Source organism: Bradyrhizobium sp. CCBAU 65884, assembly GCF_028128835.1.
Taxonomy (GTDB): Bacteria; Pseudomonadota; Alphaproteobacteria; order Rhizobiales; family Xanthobacteraceae; genus Bradyrhizobium; species Bradyrhizobium ottawaense.
Genome location: NZ_LBJU01000122.1, coordinates 1 through 17,658, shown reverse-complemented (window position 1 = coordinate 17,658; position 17,658 = coordinate 1). Strand labels below are relative to the sequence as shown.

14 protein-coding genes are annotated in these 17,658 nt (G+C 65.0%); 3 read left to right on the top strand and 11 right to left on the bottom strand.

All coding sequences use genetic code 11. The features are described from left to right. Position 1: 1 nt before the first annotated feature. The 4 genes from rnz to XI03_RS22870 are packed head-to-tail and all read right to left on the bottom strand — an operon-like array spanning position 2 to position 4,584. Entirely contained in the window at positions 2-907 is a 906-nt protein-coding gene (rnz, locus tag XI03_RS22885) for a ribonuclease Z (RefSeq protein WP_271593413.1), read from the bottom strand. Between the two features lie 52 nt (positions 908-959). Next, a complete protein-coding gene (locus tag XI03_RS22880) occupies positions 960-1,943 on the bottom strand; it encodes an antibiotic biosynthesis monooxygenase (RefSeq protein ID WP_271593412.1) in 984 nt (327 codons plus the stop codon). A 10-nt stretch (positions 1,944-1,953) separates the two neighbouring features. Further along, the gene (gene guaD, locus XI03_RS22875; RefSeq protein ID WP_028145190.1) at positions 1,954-3,351 is read right to left on the bottom strand and encodes a guanine deaminase; all 1,398 of its coding nucleotides are present in this window, start codon (positions 3,349-3,351) and stop codon (positions 1,954-1,956) included. A gap of 15 nt (positions 3,352-3,366) precedes the next feature. Next, positions 3,367-4,584, bottom strand: coding sequence for a multidrug effflux MFS transporter (locus XI03_RS22870; protein WP_028145191.1), 1,218 nt, complete (start codon positions 4,582-4,584; stop codon positions 3,367-3,369). 519 nt (positions 4,585-5,103) lie between these two features. Here XI03_RS22870 and XI03_RS22865 point away from each other — a divergent pair. Then, positions 5,104-6,585, top strand: a complete 1,482-nt coding sequence (locus tag XI03_RS22865; RefSeq protein WP_271593411.1) for an amidase — start codon at positions 5,104-5,106, stop codon at positions 6,583-6,585. Between the two features lie 34 nt (positions 6,586-6,619). Here XI03_RS22865 and XI03_RS22860 read toward each other — a convergent pair whose 3' ends face one another. Next, positions 6,620-7,225 (bottom strand): TetR/AcrR family transcriptional regulator, encoded by a 606-nt coding sequence (locus XI03_RS22860; protein ID WP_038946365.1) that lies wholly within the window; start codon positions 7,223-7,225, stop codon positions 6,620-6,622. Positions 7,226-7,423: 198 nt separating this feature from the next. On the opposite strand from XI03_RS22860, the gene XI03_RS22855 reads away from it, so the two are divergent. Both XI03_RS22855 and XI03_RS22850 read left to right on the top strand, forming a co-directional pair. Then, entirely contained in the window at positions 7,424-8,668 is a 1,245-nt protein-coding gene (locus XI03_RS22855; protein ID WP_271593410.1) for an efflux RND transporter periplasmic adaptor subunit, read from the top strand. A gap of 165 nt (positions 8,669-8,833) precedes the next feature. Continuing rightward, positions 8,834-12,034: an efflux RND transporter permease subunit gene (locus tag XI03_RS22850; RefSeq protein WP_271593409.1), complete on the top strand. Its 3,201-nt coding sequence runs from the start codon at positions 8,834-8,836 to the stop codon at positions 12,032-12,034. On the opposite strand, the gene XI03_RS22845 is transcribed toward XI03_RS22850, so the two are convergent. From XI03_RS22845 to XI03_RS22820, 6 genes are all read right to left on the bottom strand, one after another. Then, complete coding sequence (locus XI03_RS22845; RefSeq protein WP_038970940.1) at positions 12,031-12,759, bottom strand: sulfite exporter TauE/SafE family protein; 729 nt, start codon at positions 12,757-12,759, stop codon at positions 12,031-12,033. The genes XI03_RS22850 and XI03_RS22845 overlap by 4 nt on opposite strands. A gap of 14 nt (positions 12,760-12,773) precedes the next feature. After that, on the bottom strand, positions 12,774-13,019 hold the full coding sequence (locus XI03_RS22840) for a hypothetical protein (protein ID WP_240536293.1): 246 nt from the start codon (positions 13,017-13,019) through the stop codon (positions 12,774-12,776). Continuing rightward, complete coding sequence (locus tag XI03_RS22835) at positions 12,946-13,182, bottom strand: hypothetical protein (protein ID WP_244429067.1); 237 nt, start codon at positions 13,180-13,182, stop codon at positions 12,946-12,948. Before XI03_RS22835 ends, XI03_RS22840 begins: the two co-directional genes overlap by 74 nt. Positions 13,183-13,434: 252 nt before the next feature. Then, complete coding sequence (locus tag XI03_RS22830; RefSeq protein WP_271593408.1) at positions 13,435-14,553, bottom strand: helix-turn-helix transcriptional regulator; 1,119 nt, start codon at positions 14,551-14,553, stop codon at positions 13,435-13,437. Positions 14,554-14,660: 107 nt separating this feature from the next. Next, a complete protein-coding gene (locus tag XI03_RS22825) occupies positions 14,661-15,779 on the bottom strand; it encodes a helix-turn-helix transcriptional regulator (protein WP_271593407.1) in 1,119 nt (372 codons plus the stop codon). Positions 15,780-15,923: 144 nt separating this feature from the next. Continuing rightward, a complete protein-coding gene (locus XI03_RS22820) occupies positions 15,924-17,549 on the bottom strand; it encodes an autotransporter family protein (RefSeq protein WP_271593406.1) in 1,626 nt (541 codons plus the stop codon). Positions 17,550-17,658 lie beyond the last annotated feature (109 nt).

Here is a 17,658-nt window from a genome sequence, read left to right as displayed (position 1 = left end):
GCTAGATCACGATGTGATCGAAGTCGGCGGCGATCCGGCTGTTCGGAAAGATCCGCGCCGCCTCCGCGAAAATCTCTTCGTCCTCATAGCGTCCCGACATATGGGTCAGCACGAGCTGCTTCACATTGCTCGCCGCCGCAAACGACGCCGCTTCTGCCGCGGTGAGATGGCCGTAATCCCGCGCGGTTGGCGCGTCACGATCGAGGAACGTTGCCTCGATCACCAGCATGTCGGCGTCAACGACGTGTTGCGCCAGCCCCTCGGTGGTTTCGGTGTCGCCGATCACGACGAGTTTCCTGCCGCCGCTCGGCGGCCCCAGGACGTCTTCCGGATCGATCGTTTGATCGCCCTCGATTACGACTGCCCGGCCTGCGGCCAGCTCGCCGCGCAAGGGACCGTCGGGAACGCCAAGCGCCGCCAGCCGATCCGGCTGAAGGTGGCGGCGAGCGGGGCTTTGGAAGACGAATCCAAAACTGTCGGTGTCGCGATGGCGGACCGGAAAGCAGTCGATGGTGAAATCACCGGCGTCGACGAACCGTCCTGCGGCCAACAAGGCGAACTCCACTGGGAGCGGCGCCCTGCCCGCGCCCCACAAGCCGGCCAGCATCTGGATGACCGTATCAAGCGTCGATGGGCCACCATGAACCATCATTACCTCGCCGCTCTGCCGCAAACGCAGCGTCGAGAACAGGCCGGGGATGCCGAGCACATGATCGAGATGGGCATGCGTCAGCAGAATGCGGTCGAGCCGTCGAAAACCCGCGCCACTGCGCAGCAGCTGGCGCTGCGTGCCCTCGCCGCAATCGACCAGCATGCGCTGTCCGGCAGCCTCGATCAGCAGGGCCGGATGGTTGCGTTCCGCGGAGGGAACGCTCGCCGAGGTGCCAAGGAATGTCAGGGCAAACATGGTCGTCGATGTCCAGCGACCGCCCCTCTCCGCGACGGTACGGTGGACGGTCTCACCGTCCCCAATGCCACGCGAGCAACAGCGCGTACAGCCCCATCGAAGCGGCGTAGAGCGCGGCAAGAAGTGCATGGCCCGCGATCTGGCGACTGATCGCCGCCTTCGGCGCGACCCACCAGTCGAGTGCCTTGAAGGCCGCGGGCACGAGCCACCAGCCGAGCAGCTGGGTGCTGACGAGATTGCCGACAAACAGCGACAGCCAGATCGGTACGCCATGGCTGTCGATCAGGGGCCGGCTGACGAAAGTGCCCCAGAGATAGACCACGGGGTAGAGCACCAGGAGGACGATGAGGTTGCTCTTCCAGATCATGGCCGGGCCCTGCTCGGGAGCCCCAGTCTTGCCGGCCGGGAACCAGAAATTGAAGCCGTAGCTCGCGCGCTTCACGTTCATGCCGGCGTTGAAGCGCTCGCCCTCTTTCAGCAGGGTCTGACGGACGGGCGAGCCAAGCCATGCATTGAGGTTGGCATCGCTGTCGAACGACAGGATGACGATCCATTCGTCGCGCAAGCCTGGAATCGGCCGCTCGATCTTGTGACGCAAAAATCCCTTGAACTCGGCCTCCGCGGCCTGGATGCGCTGCTGCCATTTCAGAAACGCGTCCTCGAGTCCATCCGGCACCTTGAAGGAGATGACGGCCGACACCGCGCTGTCACGCTGAACGCCGGTGTCGGGCAGGATGTGGACATCCTCCGAACCGACGAAGAAGCGCTGCACCTCAGCGATCAGCTTCGCCCGCACCTCGCTCTGGAGCCAGGCGCGCGCCGCGGCCGGACTGGCGAAACGCAAAATCGTCACCCAGTCGACATGCGCCGGCGGTTGCGGCGGCACCACCTCCTGCCCCAGGAAACCGGGCCAGGCCTTGAGCGCCTCGCCCACCTCGCCGTTCCACCGCGCGAACGCGGCAAAGCCCTCGTCAGCGATGCGGCGCTGGATGACGAGGGCGACCGGCTGGCCGGCCGTGTCAGGAGATGTGCTCATCGCGGCGGCTTCAGCCTTTTTTGTAGAGACGCTTGCCCATCACCCAGGTCTCGTCGACGCAGCGATCGTCGCCGACCATCATCACGGCGAACAGCATGCTGGCGGCCTCGTCCATCGTGCGCGGGCCGGCGCCCTCGGCGATCAGCGATTGGTGCCACGCTTGGGCGATCTGCCCGCCGTTCGGATCGAGCGCAACGAAATCGGCTTCTTTGCCGGGCTCGAAATTACCGAGCTTGTCGTCGATGTAGAGGCCCTCGGCACCGCCAAGCGTGATCGACCAGAAGCCGCGATAGGGCGAGAGCTTGTTGCGCTCGGCTTCCGCAAGGTCCTTCCGCGTGGGATCGATGCTGCCGTCGAGCAGCGTGTTGTTGCACATGCCGACCTTGTAGGCGTCGTCGAGCACGGAGATCATCGAGAAGCGGTTGCCGCCGCCGACATCGGTGCCGAACGACATCTTCACGCGATGCTCCGGATCGGTGGCGCGGCCGAGGCGGAACAGGCCGCTGCCGAGGAACAGGTTCGAGCACGGACAGAACACCACCGCCGCGCCCTTCTTCGACATGCGCCGGAATTCGTTGTTCGAGAGATAGACGCCGTGGCCGCCGGAGAATTTTGGACCGACGAGGTCGAACTTCTCGTAGACGCCGAGATAGTCCTCGCAGTCCGGGTGCTCGACCAGCACGCCACTGCATTCAGCCGGGTTCTCGGAGATGTGGGTGTTGACCCAGCAGTCCGGATGCTCGTGCTTGAGGCGCTGGCACGCCTTGAGCAATTCCGGCGAGGCACCGAAGGCGAAGCGCGGCGTGATGGCGTAGAGGTTGCGGCCCTTGTTGTGATACTCTGCGATCAGCCGCTTGCTGTCGCGATAGAAATTCTCCGGGGTATCGATGAAGTCCGCCGGCGCGTTGCGATCGATGCCGGTGAGGCCCGCGATGACGCGCATGTTGCGGCGGGCCGCTTCCTCGAACAGTTCCTCGGTTGAAACAGGCGAGGAGCTCGTGAAGGCCTGGCAGGTGGTGGTGCCGGACGCGAGCAACGCGTCGAGGAAACGCTTGACGCCCTCCCGCGCGTAGTTGCGATCCCGGTATTTGAGCTCTTCCGGATAGACCCATTTCTGGAGCCACGGCAGCAGCTGCTCGCCATAGGCCCCGAGCACGCGGGTCTGCGGCAGATGGATGTGGCCGTCGATGAAGCCCGGAACGATGATGCGGTCCTTGATGTGGGTGATCTCAACGCCGGGATGGGCGGCGGCGATCGTCTCGTAGGGTCCGAACGCCTTGATGACGCCATCGGTGACGATCATGAGACCGTCCTGGTGAAAGCGCGCGGCGGCCTGCTCGTTGCCGACATGCTTCCAGGGATCGTCGACGAAGTCGAAGAACGTGCCGCGAATACCGACCGTGGTCATGATTGGGTCCCTTCCTTAAGACTGTGTGGCTTGGCGCACTGACGGCAGCGACATCGCGAGCAGCGTGCCCGCGATGGCGCAGAGGCCGAGATAGAGCCATCCGATCGGCGCCTGCGTTGCCTCAGGCAACACTGCCGCGATCGCCATGGCGCCGCTCACGGCGAGATAGCAGAGCGCGCTGATCAGACCGCCGATCAGGCCGTGGTCGCGCTCGAACAGGCCGAGCGCCATGCCGTACATCATCGGGCACAGCACGCCGCAGCCGCCGAGCACCAGCGCACCGCCGATCGTGATCGACGCGAAATCGAGACCGACGACCATGCCTGTTACGGTCAGCACGGCGGAGCCGGCGAGAAACAGCGCGAAGGCACCGAAGCCCAGCAGGCGCGCCGGCATGAAGCGCGCAAAATGCGCGCAGCCGAGCTCGCCGGCGAGATTGACCCCGCCGAGGCCGAGCGCGACGAGGCCGTAGATCGCCGCCGAGTAACCGAGGCCGGTCTGGTAGAAGAACGGCGCGACGACGCCGAACGCCAGCTGCGCGCTCGCCGCCGCGGCGAAGACCAGCACGAAAGCCAAAAAGCCTGGACGGACCAGCGCCTCGCGCAAGATACCCGCCGTGCGGCGCGGATCGAACGGCGCGCGCCGCTCCGACGGCAATGTCTCGGGCAGAAGAAACACGACGATCGCAGCGACGATGGCCGCGGCAATCGCAATGATGACGAAGACACCGCGCCAGGACGTCAGCTCGACGATGAAGCCGCCGGCCGCGGGCGCGAGCACCGGCGCCAGCCCCCAGGCCGCGCCAAGCAGGCCGGAGATCGCGGTGAGCTCACGGCCGCGATAGCAATCGGCCGCAACCGCATAGGCCACGACGAGGCAGGTGCAGCCGCCGATCCCTTGCAGGAAGCGCAAGCCCAGCAGCAGCGAGGCGCTGGTGGCGAGCGCGCAGGCGATGCTCATCGCGATCAGCATCGACAGGCCTGCGAGCAGGACGTTGCGGCGGCCCAGCGTGTCGGAGGCGATGCCGACCGGCACCAGCGCCAGACTCATGCCGAGCATGTAGGCGGTGACGGTGTTCTGCATCGAGGCGGGATCGGCGGCGAGATCCACCACCATCTGCGGCAGGCCGGGCGTATAGGCATCGAGCGGAATCTGGCTGAACGGCACGACGCACAGCAGGATCGGCACGATCCCGCGCTTCGCGCAACCGGCGTCCGAAGCAAGTGCGGTCATGAGCAACGCCCCCTTGATCTCCGCGGGCCCCGTCTTTTCGTGCGCGCAGTGAGACGCGACGATGCAGGTTGCGGGAACTTTGACGCGCGGGAGCGTGCCAGAACTGTGTGTAAGAATTCTTAGGAGCGCCCGTATCGATACGGCCTTTGATGATGCCCTGGCCGGGGGACGCCCAAACAAAAAACGCGAAAACAACCCCATGCAAAGTACAAATCATTGAAGAATTTCGCGCCGCACTCCGCCAGGGCCTGCCCTTGCGGACGTTTGACACGTCGGGCAAAGCAGGCGCTGACTCGCCTGATGGCCGATTGTGGATCCCGCCAGCGCGCCGGTCCGTTAACGGGGCGGAAGGCATAGCTGCTTCGAAGCCCGGGCCTCCGCACCGGTGCCCCCGGCAAGCAGATCTGGTGCCCGTTGCGCCGCCTCCTCATCCCCCTTTCAAAATCGCATGGTCGGTGCCCCGAGCGATCTGCAGCGGGGATAGTGTAGATGCCGCGATGAGAGACATTGGAGTTCGTGATGACCGCAGATGCTGCTGACCTGAACTACGGCTCGATCAGAGCACTGGCGAGCGCCCTGCACGCGCGCAAGATATCTGCCTCGGAATTGCTCGAACACACGATCGCGCGCATCGAGGCACTGGACGGGCGGATCAACGCGGTCATCGTGCGCGATTTCGACCGCGCGAGAGCGGCCGCGCGCGCCGCCGATGCCGCGCTTGGACGCGGCGAGCAACGGCCATTGCTCGGCATCCCCGTGACCTTGAAAGAACCCTTCAACGTCGCGGGCCTGCCGACGAATTGGGGCTTTCCGCATTTCAGGGATTTCCAGCCGGCAGAGAATGCCCTCGTCGTCTCGCGGTTGAAGGCGGCCGGCGCCATCGTCATCGGCAAGACCAACATTCCGATCGGGCTCAGGGATTTCCAGAGCTACAACGAGATCTACGGGACGACCAACAACCCCTGGGACCTCGGCCGGTCGCCCGGCGGTTCCTCTGGCGGATCAGGCGCGGCACTGGCTGCCGGCTTCGGTCCACTCTCGATCGGCTCGGATATCGGCGGCTCGATCCGGGTCCCCTCGCATTTCTGCGGCGTGTTCGGACACAAGCCGAGCCTCGGCCTGGTCCCGCTGCGCGGATACAGCCTGCCGCCGGCACCGCCCGTCCCCGGCCAGGGCGATCTCGCGGTCGTTGGGCCGATGGCGCGCACAGCTTCGGACCTTGCGCTGGCGCTCGACGTGATCGCCGGCCCGGACGAGACGCGCGACGGCGTCGGCTACCGCCTCGCGCTGCCGGCCCCGCGCCACGACCGGCTCGGGGATTTCAGGATCCTTGTGATCGATACACATCCGTTGATACCGACGGGTGACGCGGTGCGTTCAGCCATTGGACGATTGGCCGAGCGGCTCGGCAGATCGGGCGCGCAGGTGGCGCGCTCGAGCACATCGCTGCCCGATCTCGCCGAGTCGGCCCGGCTCTACATGAGACTGCTGAACGCCGCGCGAAGCCCGCGCCTGACACCGGCCGCCATCGAAGAAGCGCGAGGTCTTGCCGCGGCACTCTCCCCCGACGACCGCAGCCTGCAGGCCGAACGCGCCCGCGGCTGGGGCATGATCCATCGCGAATGGCTCGCGACCGATGCGGCGCGCCTGCAGCTGCAGCAACGGTGGCAGGAGCTCTTCCGCGAATTCGACGCGGTGATCTATCCGGCAGCGGCCGTGCCGGCCTTTCCGCATGACTATTCCGAACCGTTCGACGCCCGGCAGCTCGACATCGATGGAAAGCTCTACAACTACTCCGATGCGTGCTTCATCTGGGCCGACCCCGCTTCCACCTGCGGGTTACCTGCGACCGCCGTTCCGATCGAGCGTACGTCGTCGGGCCTGCCGGTCGGCGTCCAGATCATCGGGCCCTATCTGGAGGATCGTACGACGATGGCGCTCGCCGGACTGATCGAGCGCGAGTTCGGCGGCTTCGTGCCGCCGCCGGCGCTGTCTGCATGATCCGCGGGAAGACAGCCGACGGCACTTACAGCCATCACGTTCGGTCGGCCGACTGCGCCTCGACCGCCTGCACGGCGACATGAGCCACCTGTCGCAGCGCTTCGCGGTCCGCGCCCGAGGATGCCATCACCCCCATGCCGACCGCGACCGCCGAGACGTAGCGCGCGAGCGCGGCGGGGTCGGCGCTCTCCTTGAGATCGCCATCGGCCTTGGCACGAACAAAACGGTCGCGGAGCTGGTCCTCGTTCTGGGCGCGGCGGGCGGCGAGCTCGAACGGGACGTTTTCGGAGCCGGTACCGCAGGCGATGCCGCCCTGCACGAGCAGGCAGCCGGGCGGATTGGCGGGATCGGTCTGCTTCTCGGCGATGCCCATCAGCATCCGTTCGGCGACGTCACGGGCGGTGGATGCGGCCACCACCTCGTCCATCCAGACGCCGCGCAGCTTGGTGTAGCGATCGAGCGCAGCCTTCAGCAGACCTTCCTTATTGCCGAAACAGGCATAGAGGCTGGGCGGATTGATGCCCATGGCCTCGGTCAGTTGCGCGATGGTGGCGCCCTCATAGCCATGGCGCCAAAACACTTCCATCGCCTGGTCCAACGCCGTTTCGGCGTTGAATTCGCGGGGGCGTCCCATGCGCATGTGCCTGTCTCCTCGGAATCGGCGGCTGGTATCAGCTTAACGCCGGCCCTATCTATTTGTTCTGGCTTTCTTTTTCTTGTGTCTTCCAATCGTCGCGGTATCGGCGTACATTTTTCTTAGTGAATGGTACATAAGTATCTTGCACTGCGAGATCCAGCTCCACATCTGTAGTGAACACTACATATCTGGAGCGCGCAAATGCCCCCCTCCCAACATACCTCCCACACCGGCCGTCTCCGCCGCCTTCTTGGCGGCGTCGCCATCGTGGGCGCCCTCGCCGTAGCCGGTACGATTGCGACCGGCCACTATCTTCGTTCCGCCCAGGCAACCGCAACGGCCGCCGCGGCTGAACAGGCGGTGTCCGTCACCGTCGCCATGATCGAGCCGCGGCAGACCGCGCTGTGGGACGACTTCTCCGGCCGGTTGGAAGCCATCAACCGCGTCGAGCTCCGCCCGCGTGTCGCCGGTGCGATCCTTGCGACCAACTTCACCGAAGGCGCGCTGGTGAAGGCTGGCGACGTGCTGTTCAAGATCGATCCGGCGCCTTACGCCGCCGAGGTCGACAAGGCCAACGCCCAGCTCGAGGCCGCAAAGGCGCGCGTGGTGTTCACCACCAGCGAGGTCGAACGCGGCGCGCAGCTGGTCGGCAACGCCGTCGTGACGCGCCGCGATTTCGACCAGCGCGAGAACGCCAACCGCGAAGCGATCGCCAACGTGAAGGCGGCCGAGGCAACGCTCCAGACTGCAAAGCTCAATCTCGACTACACCGAGGTGCGCGCGCCCGTGGACGGCCGCGTCGGCAAGATCGAGATCACCGTCGGCAATCTCGTCGCCGCCGGCACCGCCTCCCCGGTGCTGACATCGCTGGTCTCGGTCAATCCGATCTATGCGTCCTTCGATGCGGACGAAGAGGTCGTGCTGCGCGCGCTGAACTCGATCGCGGATGCCAAGGGCGGACGCGGCAAGCTCGACCAGATCCCCGTGGAGATGGCGACCTCCGGCGGCCTCTCGGCGAAAGGCCACATCCAGCTCATCGACAACCAGGTCAACGGCCAGAGCGGCACCATCCGGGTGCGCGCGGTGTTCCGGAACGAGGACGGGCGTCTGATCCCCGGCCAGTTCGCCCGCGTGCGCATGGGCCAGCCGAAGCAGCAGACGCTGGTGATGATCGATGAGCGCGCGATCGGGACCGATCAGGACAAGAAGTTCGTGATGGCGGTCGGCGACGACAGCCGCGCGGTCTACCGACCGATCACGCTCGGCAGCGCCGTCGACGGGCTTCGCATCGTCACCTCGGGCCTGAAGTCCGGCGATCGTATCGTCGTCAACGGTCTGCAGCGCGTGCGTCCGGGCGCCCTCCTCAAGACGGAGGTCGCAGCGATGGGCGCGCGTGGGCAGCAAGCAGCTTCCAACCACAGCAACCAGGACGTGGTGCAACGCTAATGTTCTCTGTCATCCCGGGGGCGCGCATAGCGCGAACCCGGGATCTCGAAGTTACGAAACTCCGACCACCTCACCTCTGGATTCCGGGCTCGCGGGCTTCGCCCACGCCCCGGAATGACGGCGGAGCTGTCGGAGACGCACAAGATATTGCCCAGGGGCAAAGCCATGAATCTCTCGAAATTCTTCATCGATCGTCCGATTTTTGCCGGCGTGCTGTCGGTCCTGATTTTCCTTGCCGGCCTGATCTCGCTGTTCGCGATGCCGATCTCGGAATATCCGGACGTGGTGCCGCCGTCGGTCCTGGTGCGCGCCACCTATCCCGGCGCCAATCCCAAGGTGATCGCGGAGACGGTCGCGACCCCGATCGAGGAGCAGATCAACGGCGTCGAGAACATGCTCTACATGTCGAGCCAGGCGACCACCGACGGCGCGATGACGCTGACGGTGACCTTCCGGCTCGGCACCGATCCCGACAAGGCGACGCAGCTGGTGCAGAACCGCGTGCAGCAGGCCGAGCCGCGCCTGCCGGCCGTGGTGCGCCAGCTCGGCATCGTCACCAAGAAGTCCTCGCCCGACCTCACCATGGTCGTGCATCTGTTGTCGCCGAACGGCCGCTACGACATGACCTATTTGCGCAACTACGCGGTGCTCAACGTCAAGGACCGCCTGGCGCGGATCGACGGCGTCGGCGACGTCCAGCTCTACGGCGCCGGTGACTATTCGATGCGGGTCTGGGTCGATCCGCAGAAGGCGGCCGAGCACGGCCTGACCGCGAGCGACATCGTCAAATCGATCCAGGCGCAGAACGTCGAGGCCGCCGCCGGCGTCGTCGGCTCCTCCCCGAACGTGCAGGGCATCGACCTGCAACTGTCCGTCAATGCGGAAGGCCGGCTCTCCAGCGAAGAGCAATTCGGCGACATCGTGGTCAAGACCGGCACGCGCGGCGAGGTCGTGCGGCTGCGCGACGTCGCGCGGATCGAGCTCGGCGCCTCGCAATATGGCCTGCGCTCGCTGCTCGACAACAAGCAGGCGGTGGCGATCCCGATCTTCCAGGCGCCGGGCTCCAACGCGCTGCAGATCTCAGACAACGTCCGCGCCACCATGGCCGAGATCAAGAAGAACATGCCGGAAGGCGTGTCTTATCAGATCGTCTACGACCCCACCCAGTTCGTGCGCTCCTCGATCGAGGCCGTCATCCACACGCTGCTGGAAGCGATCGCGCTGGTGGTGCTGGTGGTGATCCTGTTCCTCCAGACCTGGCGGGCCTCGATCATTCCGCTGCTGGCCGTGCCGGTGTCGATCGTCGGCACGTTCGCGGTGATGCACGTGTTCGGCTTCTCCATCAACGCGCTCAGCCTGTTCGGCCTCGTGCTCGCGATCGGCATCGTCGTCGACGACGCCATCGTCGTGGTCGAGAATGTCGAGCGCAACATCGAGGCCGGGCTGTCGCCGCGCGACGCCACCTATCAGGCCATGCGCGAGGTGTCGGGCCCGATCATCGCCATCGCCATGGTGCTGATCGCGGTGTTCGTGCCCCTGGCCTTCATCTCCGGCCTCACCGGACAGTTCTACAAGCAGTTCGCACTCACGATCGCGATCTCGACCGTGATCTCGGCGGTCAACTCGCTGACGCTGTCGCCGGCGCTGTCGGCGCTGCTGCTGAGGGGACACAACGAGCCGAAGGACCGGCTGACGCTCATCATGGAAAAGAGCCTTGGCTGGTTCTTCCGCGGCTTCAACAAGGCCTTCACGCGCTCCTCGGATAATTACAGCGGAACCGTCACCAAGGTGATCTCGGGCAAGGCCGCAGTGATGGGGCTCTACGTGGTCCTGGTCGGCCTCACCGCCCTCTTGTTCCAGCAGGTGCCTGGTGGATTCGTGCCCGGCCAGGACAAGCAATATCTCGTCGGCTTCTCACGGCTGCCTGACGGTGCAACGCTCGACCGCACCGAAGAGGTGATCCGGAAGATGAGCGACGTCGCGCTGACCCAGCCCGGTGTCGAGAGCTCGGTGGCATTCCCGGGCCTGTCGATCTCGGGCTTCACCAACTCCTCCAATGCCGGCATCGTGTTCTCGACGCTGAAACCCTTCGACGAGCGCAAGGGCCCGGCCCTGAGCGGGAATGCCATCGCGGCCGACCTGAACAAGAAGTACGCCGGCATCCAGGAGGCCTTCATCGCCATGTTCCCGCCGCCGCCGGTCAATGGTCTCGGCACCATCGGCGGCTTCAAGCTCCAGATCGAGGACCGCGCCGGCCTCGGCTATGAGGCCTTGAACGAAGCGACGAAAGCGTTCATGGCGGCGATGCAGAAGGCGCCGGAGATCGCGGGCGTGTTCTCGAGCTTCCAGGTCAACGTGCCCCAGCTCTTCGCCGACATCGACCGCACCAAGGCGCTGCAGCTTGGCGTGCCCGTGACTGAAGTCTTCAACACCCTGCAGATCTACCTCGGGTCCTACTACGTCAACGACTTCAACAAGTTCGGCCGCACCTACTCGGTCTATGTGCAGGCCGACGCGCCGTTCCGCGCACGCGCCGACGACATCAGGCAGTTGAAGGTGCGCTCGTCCTCGGGCGACATGGTGCCGTTGTCGGCGCTGCTCAATATCCGCCAGAGCGCGGGACCGGAGCGTGCGATCCGCTACAACGGATTCCTGTCGTCCGATATCAACGCCGCCGCCGCCCCCGGCTTCTCGTCGGGCCAGGCGCAGGAGGCGGCAACCCGGATCGCGGCGGAGACGTTGCCACCCGGCTTTGCCTTCGAATGGACCGACCTGACCTATCAGGAGTTCATCGCCGGCAATTCCGGCCTCTGGGTGTTTCCGCTGGCGATCCTGCTGGTGTTCCTGGTGCTGGCCGCGCTCTACGAGAGCCTGACCCTGCCGCTCTCGATCATCATGATCGTGCCGATGGGCCTGCTCGCCGCCATGTTCGGCGTCTGGATCTCCAAGGGCGACAACAACGTCTTCACCCAGATCGGCCTGATCGTTCTCGTAGGGCTCTCGGCCAAGAACGCGATCCTGATCGTCGAGTTCGCGCGCGAGCTCGAATTCGCCGGGCGCACGCCGATCCGCGCCGCGATCGAGGCGAGCCGCTTGAGGCTTCGCCCGATCCTGATGACGTCGATGGCCTTCATCATGGGCGTGCTGCCGCTGGTGCTCTCGACCGGCGCGGGCTCGGAGATGCGGCGAGCCATGGGCGTGGCCGTGTTCTCCGGCATGATCGGCGTCACCGTGTTCGGCCTGTTCCTGACGCCGGTGTTCTATGTGCTGCTGCGGACCGTGACCGGTAACAAGCCGCTGGTGCATCACGGCAGCGACATCGGCGCGGCGCCGGTCCAGGGACTTCACGAAGTCCAAGGACACTAGATCAGGGATATCCCCGACACGAGCAACAGAACGAGCACGGTCTTGCGAAAGACCGTCTCGTTGACCCGGTGGAAAGCGATCACGCCAAGCGCCGAGCCGGCGAACAACGCCGGCAGGCTGACAGCAAGGTCGACGAAGACCTTTGACGACAGGTCCTGATGCCCGACCAGCAGCGCGATGGCAAACAGCTGCATTGCCGCGATGAACGGCTGCACCAGGCCGCGCTGCTCGCTCTTGGGCATGCCGCGCATGTCGCACCAGATCGTCGGGATTGCGCCCGGCATCGCCGTCAGCCCGCCGACGAGCCCTCCTCCAAATCCGATCAGCGCCACCCAGTGCCGGCCGACGGCCTCTCCGGCCGTGACCAGCGTCGGCCGCAGCAGCATATACGCGGCATAGAGCGCGACGATGATGCCGAAGCCGCGCCTGAGCAGATGCGTATCCGCGCTCTGCAACAGCGACACCGCGATGGGAACGCCGATCAATCCGCCGACGATCAGCAGTAGACTGCCCTCCCAACGGATGCTGCGCCGGAGCGCCCACAGATTGGTCGCCTGCACGCCGATGCTGCAAGCCATCATCAACGGCACGGCTTCGAGCGGCTGAAACACCCGCAGCAGGATCGTGCCCGCGACCGCCGAAAACGCGAAACCCGAGAGCCCCGAAACGAAGGCGCCGGCGAAGACGGCAACGCTAAGCAGAATCAGAGTCGTGACATCAGGCACGGACCGTCCTCCGGTCAATCGTAGGGGATCTGCGGAACGGCGACATCCGGGGTGTCCGTGCAGGCCGCCGGTTCGCGTGGAAACGACATTTGCATCGCGTGGGCGTGGGATCGTTCCAGAAGCGCCAGCCCGACCAGCTGAAGAGCGACGAGCGCCCCGGTCAGCGCAATCGCGACGATGTTGAAATTACGCGCGCTCGTAGGCGGGCTCGCCGGCGGCGCGCTCGCGCGCATCAGATCCGTGGGCATTTCCTGAAACATCCTCTTGCTTGCTGACCGGAATGATTTCGTTCAAGGGCAATGTGTCGCCGGGCTGCGCCAGCAAGTGGTGATAGCGTTGCAATGCGCGTTGCGCGTCGATCTTACGCTGCTCGCGGAACACGGCGCCGATGCGAGCGACGATGTCGCGGAACTTGTCGGCCATGGCAAGTGACGTCCTTCGCATGACGACCTCCTCTCAACCTGTGCGAGAGAATGATGAGATTCACCCCAGCGTGATGTGAGTTGCTTCACAAAGAAGTCTGATAGGTCGAACAAGAAATCGTGTGACGCGTCTGTAGAAGAATACGCAAAAAGTCGCGTCATTCGATCGAATGACGCGCGATAACTTTCTAATGATGTCTCTCTTTGAACCTGTCGGCGTGCTGCAGCGAAGGGCCCGCGACGCGCCTGCGCATCAGTGCAGAAGCGGATTGGAGAATCCCGCTGCAAGCTTGACGAGATCGGCCTGACGGGACACGCCGGTCTTGGCGAAGACGCGATGAAGATGCGTCTTCACCGTCGTCTCGGCGATCCCCAATGCGAGCGCGGTCTCCGGCACACCGCCGACCTCGACGATCGATTGCAGAACCCTGAGTTCCGCGGGCGTCAGCTCGAACGTGCGGTCGATCAGGCCGGCACATGAGCGGCTGTCGAGTTCCGCCTTCCAGACAAGCAAGGCCCCGACGGCCGATGTGCGCTCGGTCGCGCCATCGCGCAGCAGCGAGGGCAACGCAATCACGTGCGCGACGTAGTGCGAACCGTCGTGCGACGTCAGAGGGATCTTTCGACCTTCAGCGGCCGCCAAGGCCACCTCTCCCGGATCGCGGAAGATATTGCGCAGGGCCAGATTGGCCTCGGAGGATCTCGTCACCAGCCTGCCCGAGATCGAGCGCAGGACATCGTCCGCGGCCAGGATCGTCTCGGCCGCCGGATTGCTGTGGACGATCCGGCAGGCTGCGTCGAGCAGGATGACGCCGGCATTCAGGCGGTCCACGACGTCGGCCAGCGCGGTCGCGCGCTGCTGCTTCCGCTCGATCGCGCGGTTGATCATGAGCGCGCGGCTCGCATGCGGGACCAGGAACTGCATTCGCGCGCGCTGCTCGGCGCCCAGCATCTCCCTGCCGGGGATGACGGTCAGCAACATCGGGCACGGCGACTTCGACTGCTCCAGCACCACATTGGCGACGTCGATGCAGCCCTGCGGGCGCAGCCATTCCTGATAGAAACGCCCGCGGCGGTACTGGTCGAAATTCACGAGGTCCGGAATGTTGCGCACCTCGCCATACCCAGGAAGCCGGGCGAGCGGATCGTACCGGGAGTAGGTCTCGGAATAGAGCTGGATGTAGTGGGGATCGACTCCGCAATAATAGTGGGTCGCCCCTGACTTGCTGACCGTATCCTTCGAAATCAGGCCGCAGGCCTGGCTGCCGATGAACGCATTGAGCTTGACCACGACGTCGCTCCACAACTCAGGGTAGAGTCCTGCATCATAGATGCTCTCGATCAGCTCGGAATGTCGTGGAGGTCGGAGCATCGGAAGAGCCAATGGTCAAATTCGGAGATTTGCGGAATGATCTTCGTGCCCGGCGGCTCCTGTGAGTCTGTCGCGGGAGAAAAAGGTTCAACGCCGACGGCGGTTTGTCAGTGGACGAGCGGATTGGCAAATCCCGCCGCGAGCTTGACCAGATCGGCCTGCCGGGACACGCCAGTCTTGGCGAAGACGCGATGCAGATGCGTTTTCGCCGTCGTCTCCGCGATACCGAGCGCGGCCGCCGTCTCCGGGATGCCGCCGATCTCGACGATCGACAGGAACACGCGGAGCTCCGCCGGCGTCAGCTCGAAAGTTCGCGCGATCAATTCGCCGCAGGATTGTCCACCGAGCGACACCTTGCGCACAAGCAGCGCACCGGCGGCATCGACCACGCGCTCGCTGCCGTTGCGCAGCAAGGACGACAACGGCAGCATGTGAGCGACGTAGCGCTCGCCGGTGGCGGACAATAGCGGAATCGCATGGCCGCCTGCGGCAAGCGATGTGCCGTCGCGGCGGCCTGCAAACGCTTTGCGCAGCGCCTGATTGGCCTCAGCGCTGCTGGTCACGAGTTGCCCGGCAACGGACCGCACCAAATCATCGGCCGCGAGCAGGTCCTGACCGGCCGAATTCGCATGCACCAGGCGGCAGAAGCCGTCGACCAGGAAGATCCCGACCGTCAAATTGTCGAGGACATCAGCCAGTGCCGTCGCCAGCGTCAATTGCGCGGTCATGGCGCGGTTGATCTGCAGCGCGCGGCTGGCGTGCGGCACCAGCAGCGAGAGGCGCTGCTTCATGCGCCGATCGACCATGCGGCAGCCCGACAGCACGGTCATCATCACCGGGCAGTTCGCATTCGACATCTCGAGCACGACATTGGCCGCGTCGCTGCATCCCTGCGGCTGCATCCATTCCTGGTAGAAGCGCCCGCGCCGGTACTCTTCGAAATTGACGAGGTCGGGAATGCTTACAATCCTGCCGTGTGGCGGCAGGACCGTCAGCGGATCGAACTTCGAATGGGTCTCGGCATAGAGCTGGATGTAGTGCGGGTCCGCCCCGCAATAGTAATGCGTGACACCGGATTTGCTGATCGAATCCTTCGAGAACAGCCCGCAGGCCTGGCCGCCGACGAAATCCCGGATGCCGGCCACCGCGTTATTCCACAGCGAAGGATCGAGCCCGGCATCGTAGATGGACTCGACGAGATCTGGCAGCTTTTGCGATCCGTGCATGGCTCAGATTGGCACTGAATGATCAATGCCGGGGAGCATAACACAACCGTAGCATGCGACATCCTCCGATCGGAGGAGGCGCCGGCCGGGCGGATGGCGCCCGGCCGGCGGCATCGCGTTCGAGCCGCCAGGGCTGATGCCGGCTCAGAACGCGACGCGAACGCCACCCTTGGCCGTGCCGGTGCGGCTCTGGTCGGACATCATCATGCCCTCGACCGCGCCAAACACGGACACGTTGGGCCCGGTGCGGTAGTCGAAGCCGAGGCCGGCGACGGCACCGACCGGGCTGCGACTGCCCGGGGTGACGAACGACAGATTCTGGCCGAGCAGCACCGTGTTGACGGTGGTGTCGCCGACGCGCTGGAGCGCGATGACACCGCCATGGATGTTGGCCTTGAGCTCGCCGCCGGCAATGCTCGTCACCCGCGAGAGATCGACCTCGCCGCGCTCCTCGAAGTCCTGCAGCGTGCGGCCACCGACCGACAGCCCTTGCGCCGAACCGGTCTCGCTGTAGCCGTCGAACCGGCCCGCGACATAACGCAGCCGCGCGGTCGGCGTCAGCACGTAGCCGTTGCCGATGTTGAGTCTGTAGCCGTAGGCGACTTCTGGACTCACGTACCATCCGCTGTAGTTCGCGGCTGCCGTCTCCATGCCGCCGACGACCGCGTTGTTCAGCACCAGTCGGCGCGACCTGTTGTCGGCGTTACCGCCCTGGATCGTGAGGTCGAAGAACTGCGAAGCCCATTCGAACCGGCTGTAAGCGCCAGCAAACACGTAATTGGTGTCCACCGACTGCGAATTGAGATCGACCGAGAGGCCGCCCTGCCCGCCACCGAGGAAGGCGCCGACCAGCCAGTCCGGCTGCACCTTGCGGTCGATGCCGATGGCCCCGCCCCACGCCGTCGAGGTTGCGCGCAGCGTGGATGTGGTCTCGTCCTGGATGCGCTGGCCGCCGAAGCTGTTGGCCCAGACCGTGATCGGCGCGGGATCCGTCCAGAGGCTGCGAGGCGCCTTGGTGAAGGGTCCGGCCTGCGCCGTCTCGGGGGCATAGGCCATCGCCATCATGTTGCTGCCGGCGGGCCCCGCGCCGCCGCTCAGGCGGCCCTGCACCAGCGAGGAGACGCCGCCGGTGAAATCCATCAGCGTGCGGTCGGTCTGTGCCAGCGCGGTCGGATCGAGGGTGGCGAGTGTGCCGCCGGCAAAGACCTTCGGGCCATCGAAGCCCCCGCTGTTGGCGTTGATGGTGCCGTTGAAGTTGACGAAGGTCGGAAGCTCGATGCTCGTCAGCGACGCCACCCGGCTGCTCAAAGGGACGAAGTTGACGTTGACGACGTCGGCACCGAAGCCGAAATCGACCACACCGTTGATCTTCGAGCCCGGCAGCAGCGTCACCGTGTCGGCCTTGCTCGACAATTTGATTGCCGTCCCGCTGGTGCCAGTGATCGTACCGGAATTCGTGATGTTCGCCCCGTCTCTGGAAGAGATGCCCGTACTGGCGATAATGGTGCCGGAATTGATGACGTTGACCTGGATCGCGGAGATTCCGGTGCCGCCGAGGTTGGAGGCCTGAAGAAGGCCGGTGTTCGTCACATTGGCGACGTTGGCGCTGACGGCTGCGCTATCCCCAATGATGGATCCGGAATTGTTGACGTTGCCGACGAGTGCATTGACGCCGCGATCTGCCGTGACTCTTCCGATATTGTCCAGGTTCACCGTGCCGGCGCTCATGCCGGAGCCGAGTATCGACGCAATCAGCCCTGTGTTGGTCACAGTGACGCTCGTACCAAAGATCGCGCTCGATACGCTAGTGTCTTGAACCAGAAGTTCGCAACATCGGGTCTTGTTTTTCCGGGGCACTGTAACGACAGAAGCGCTCGAT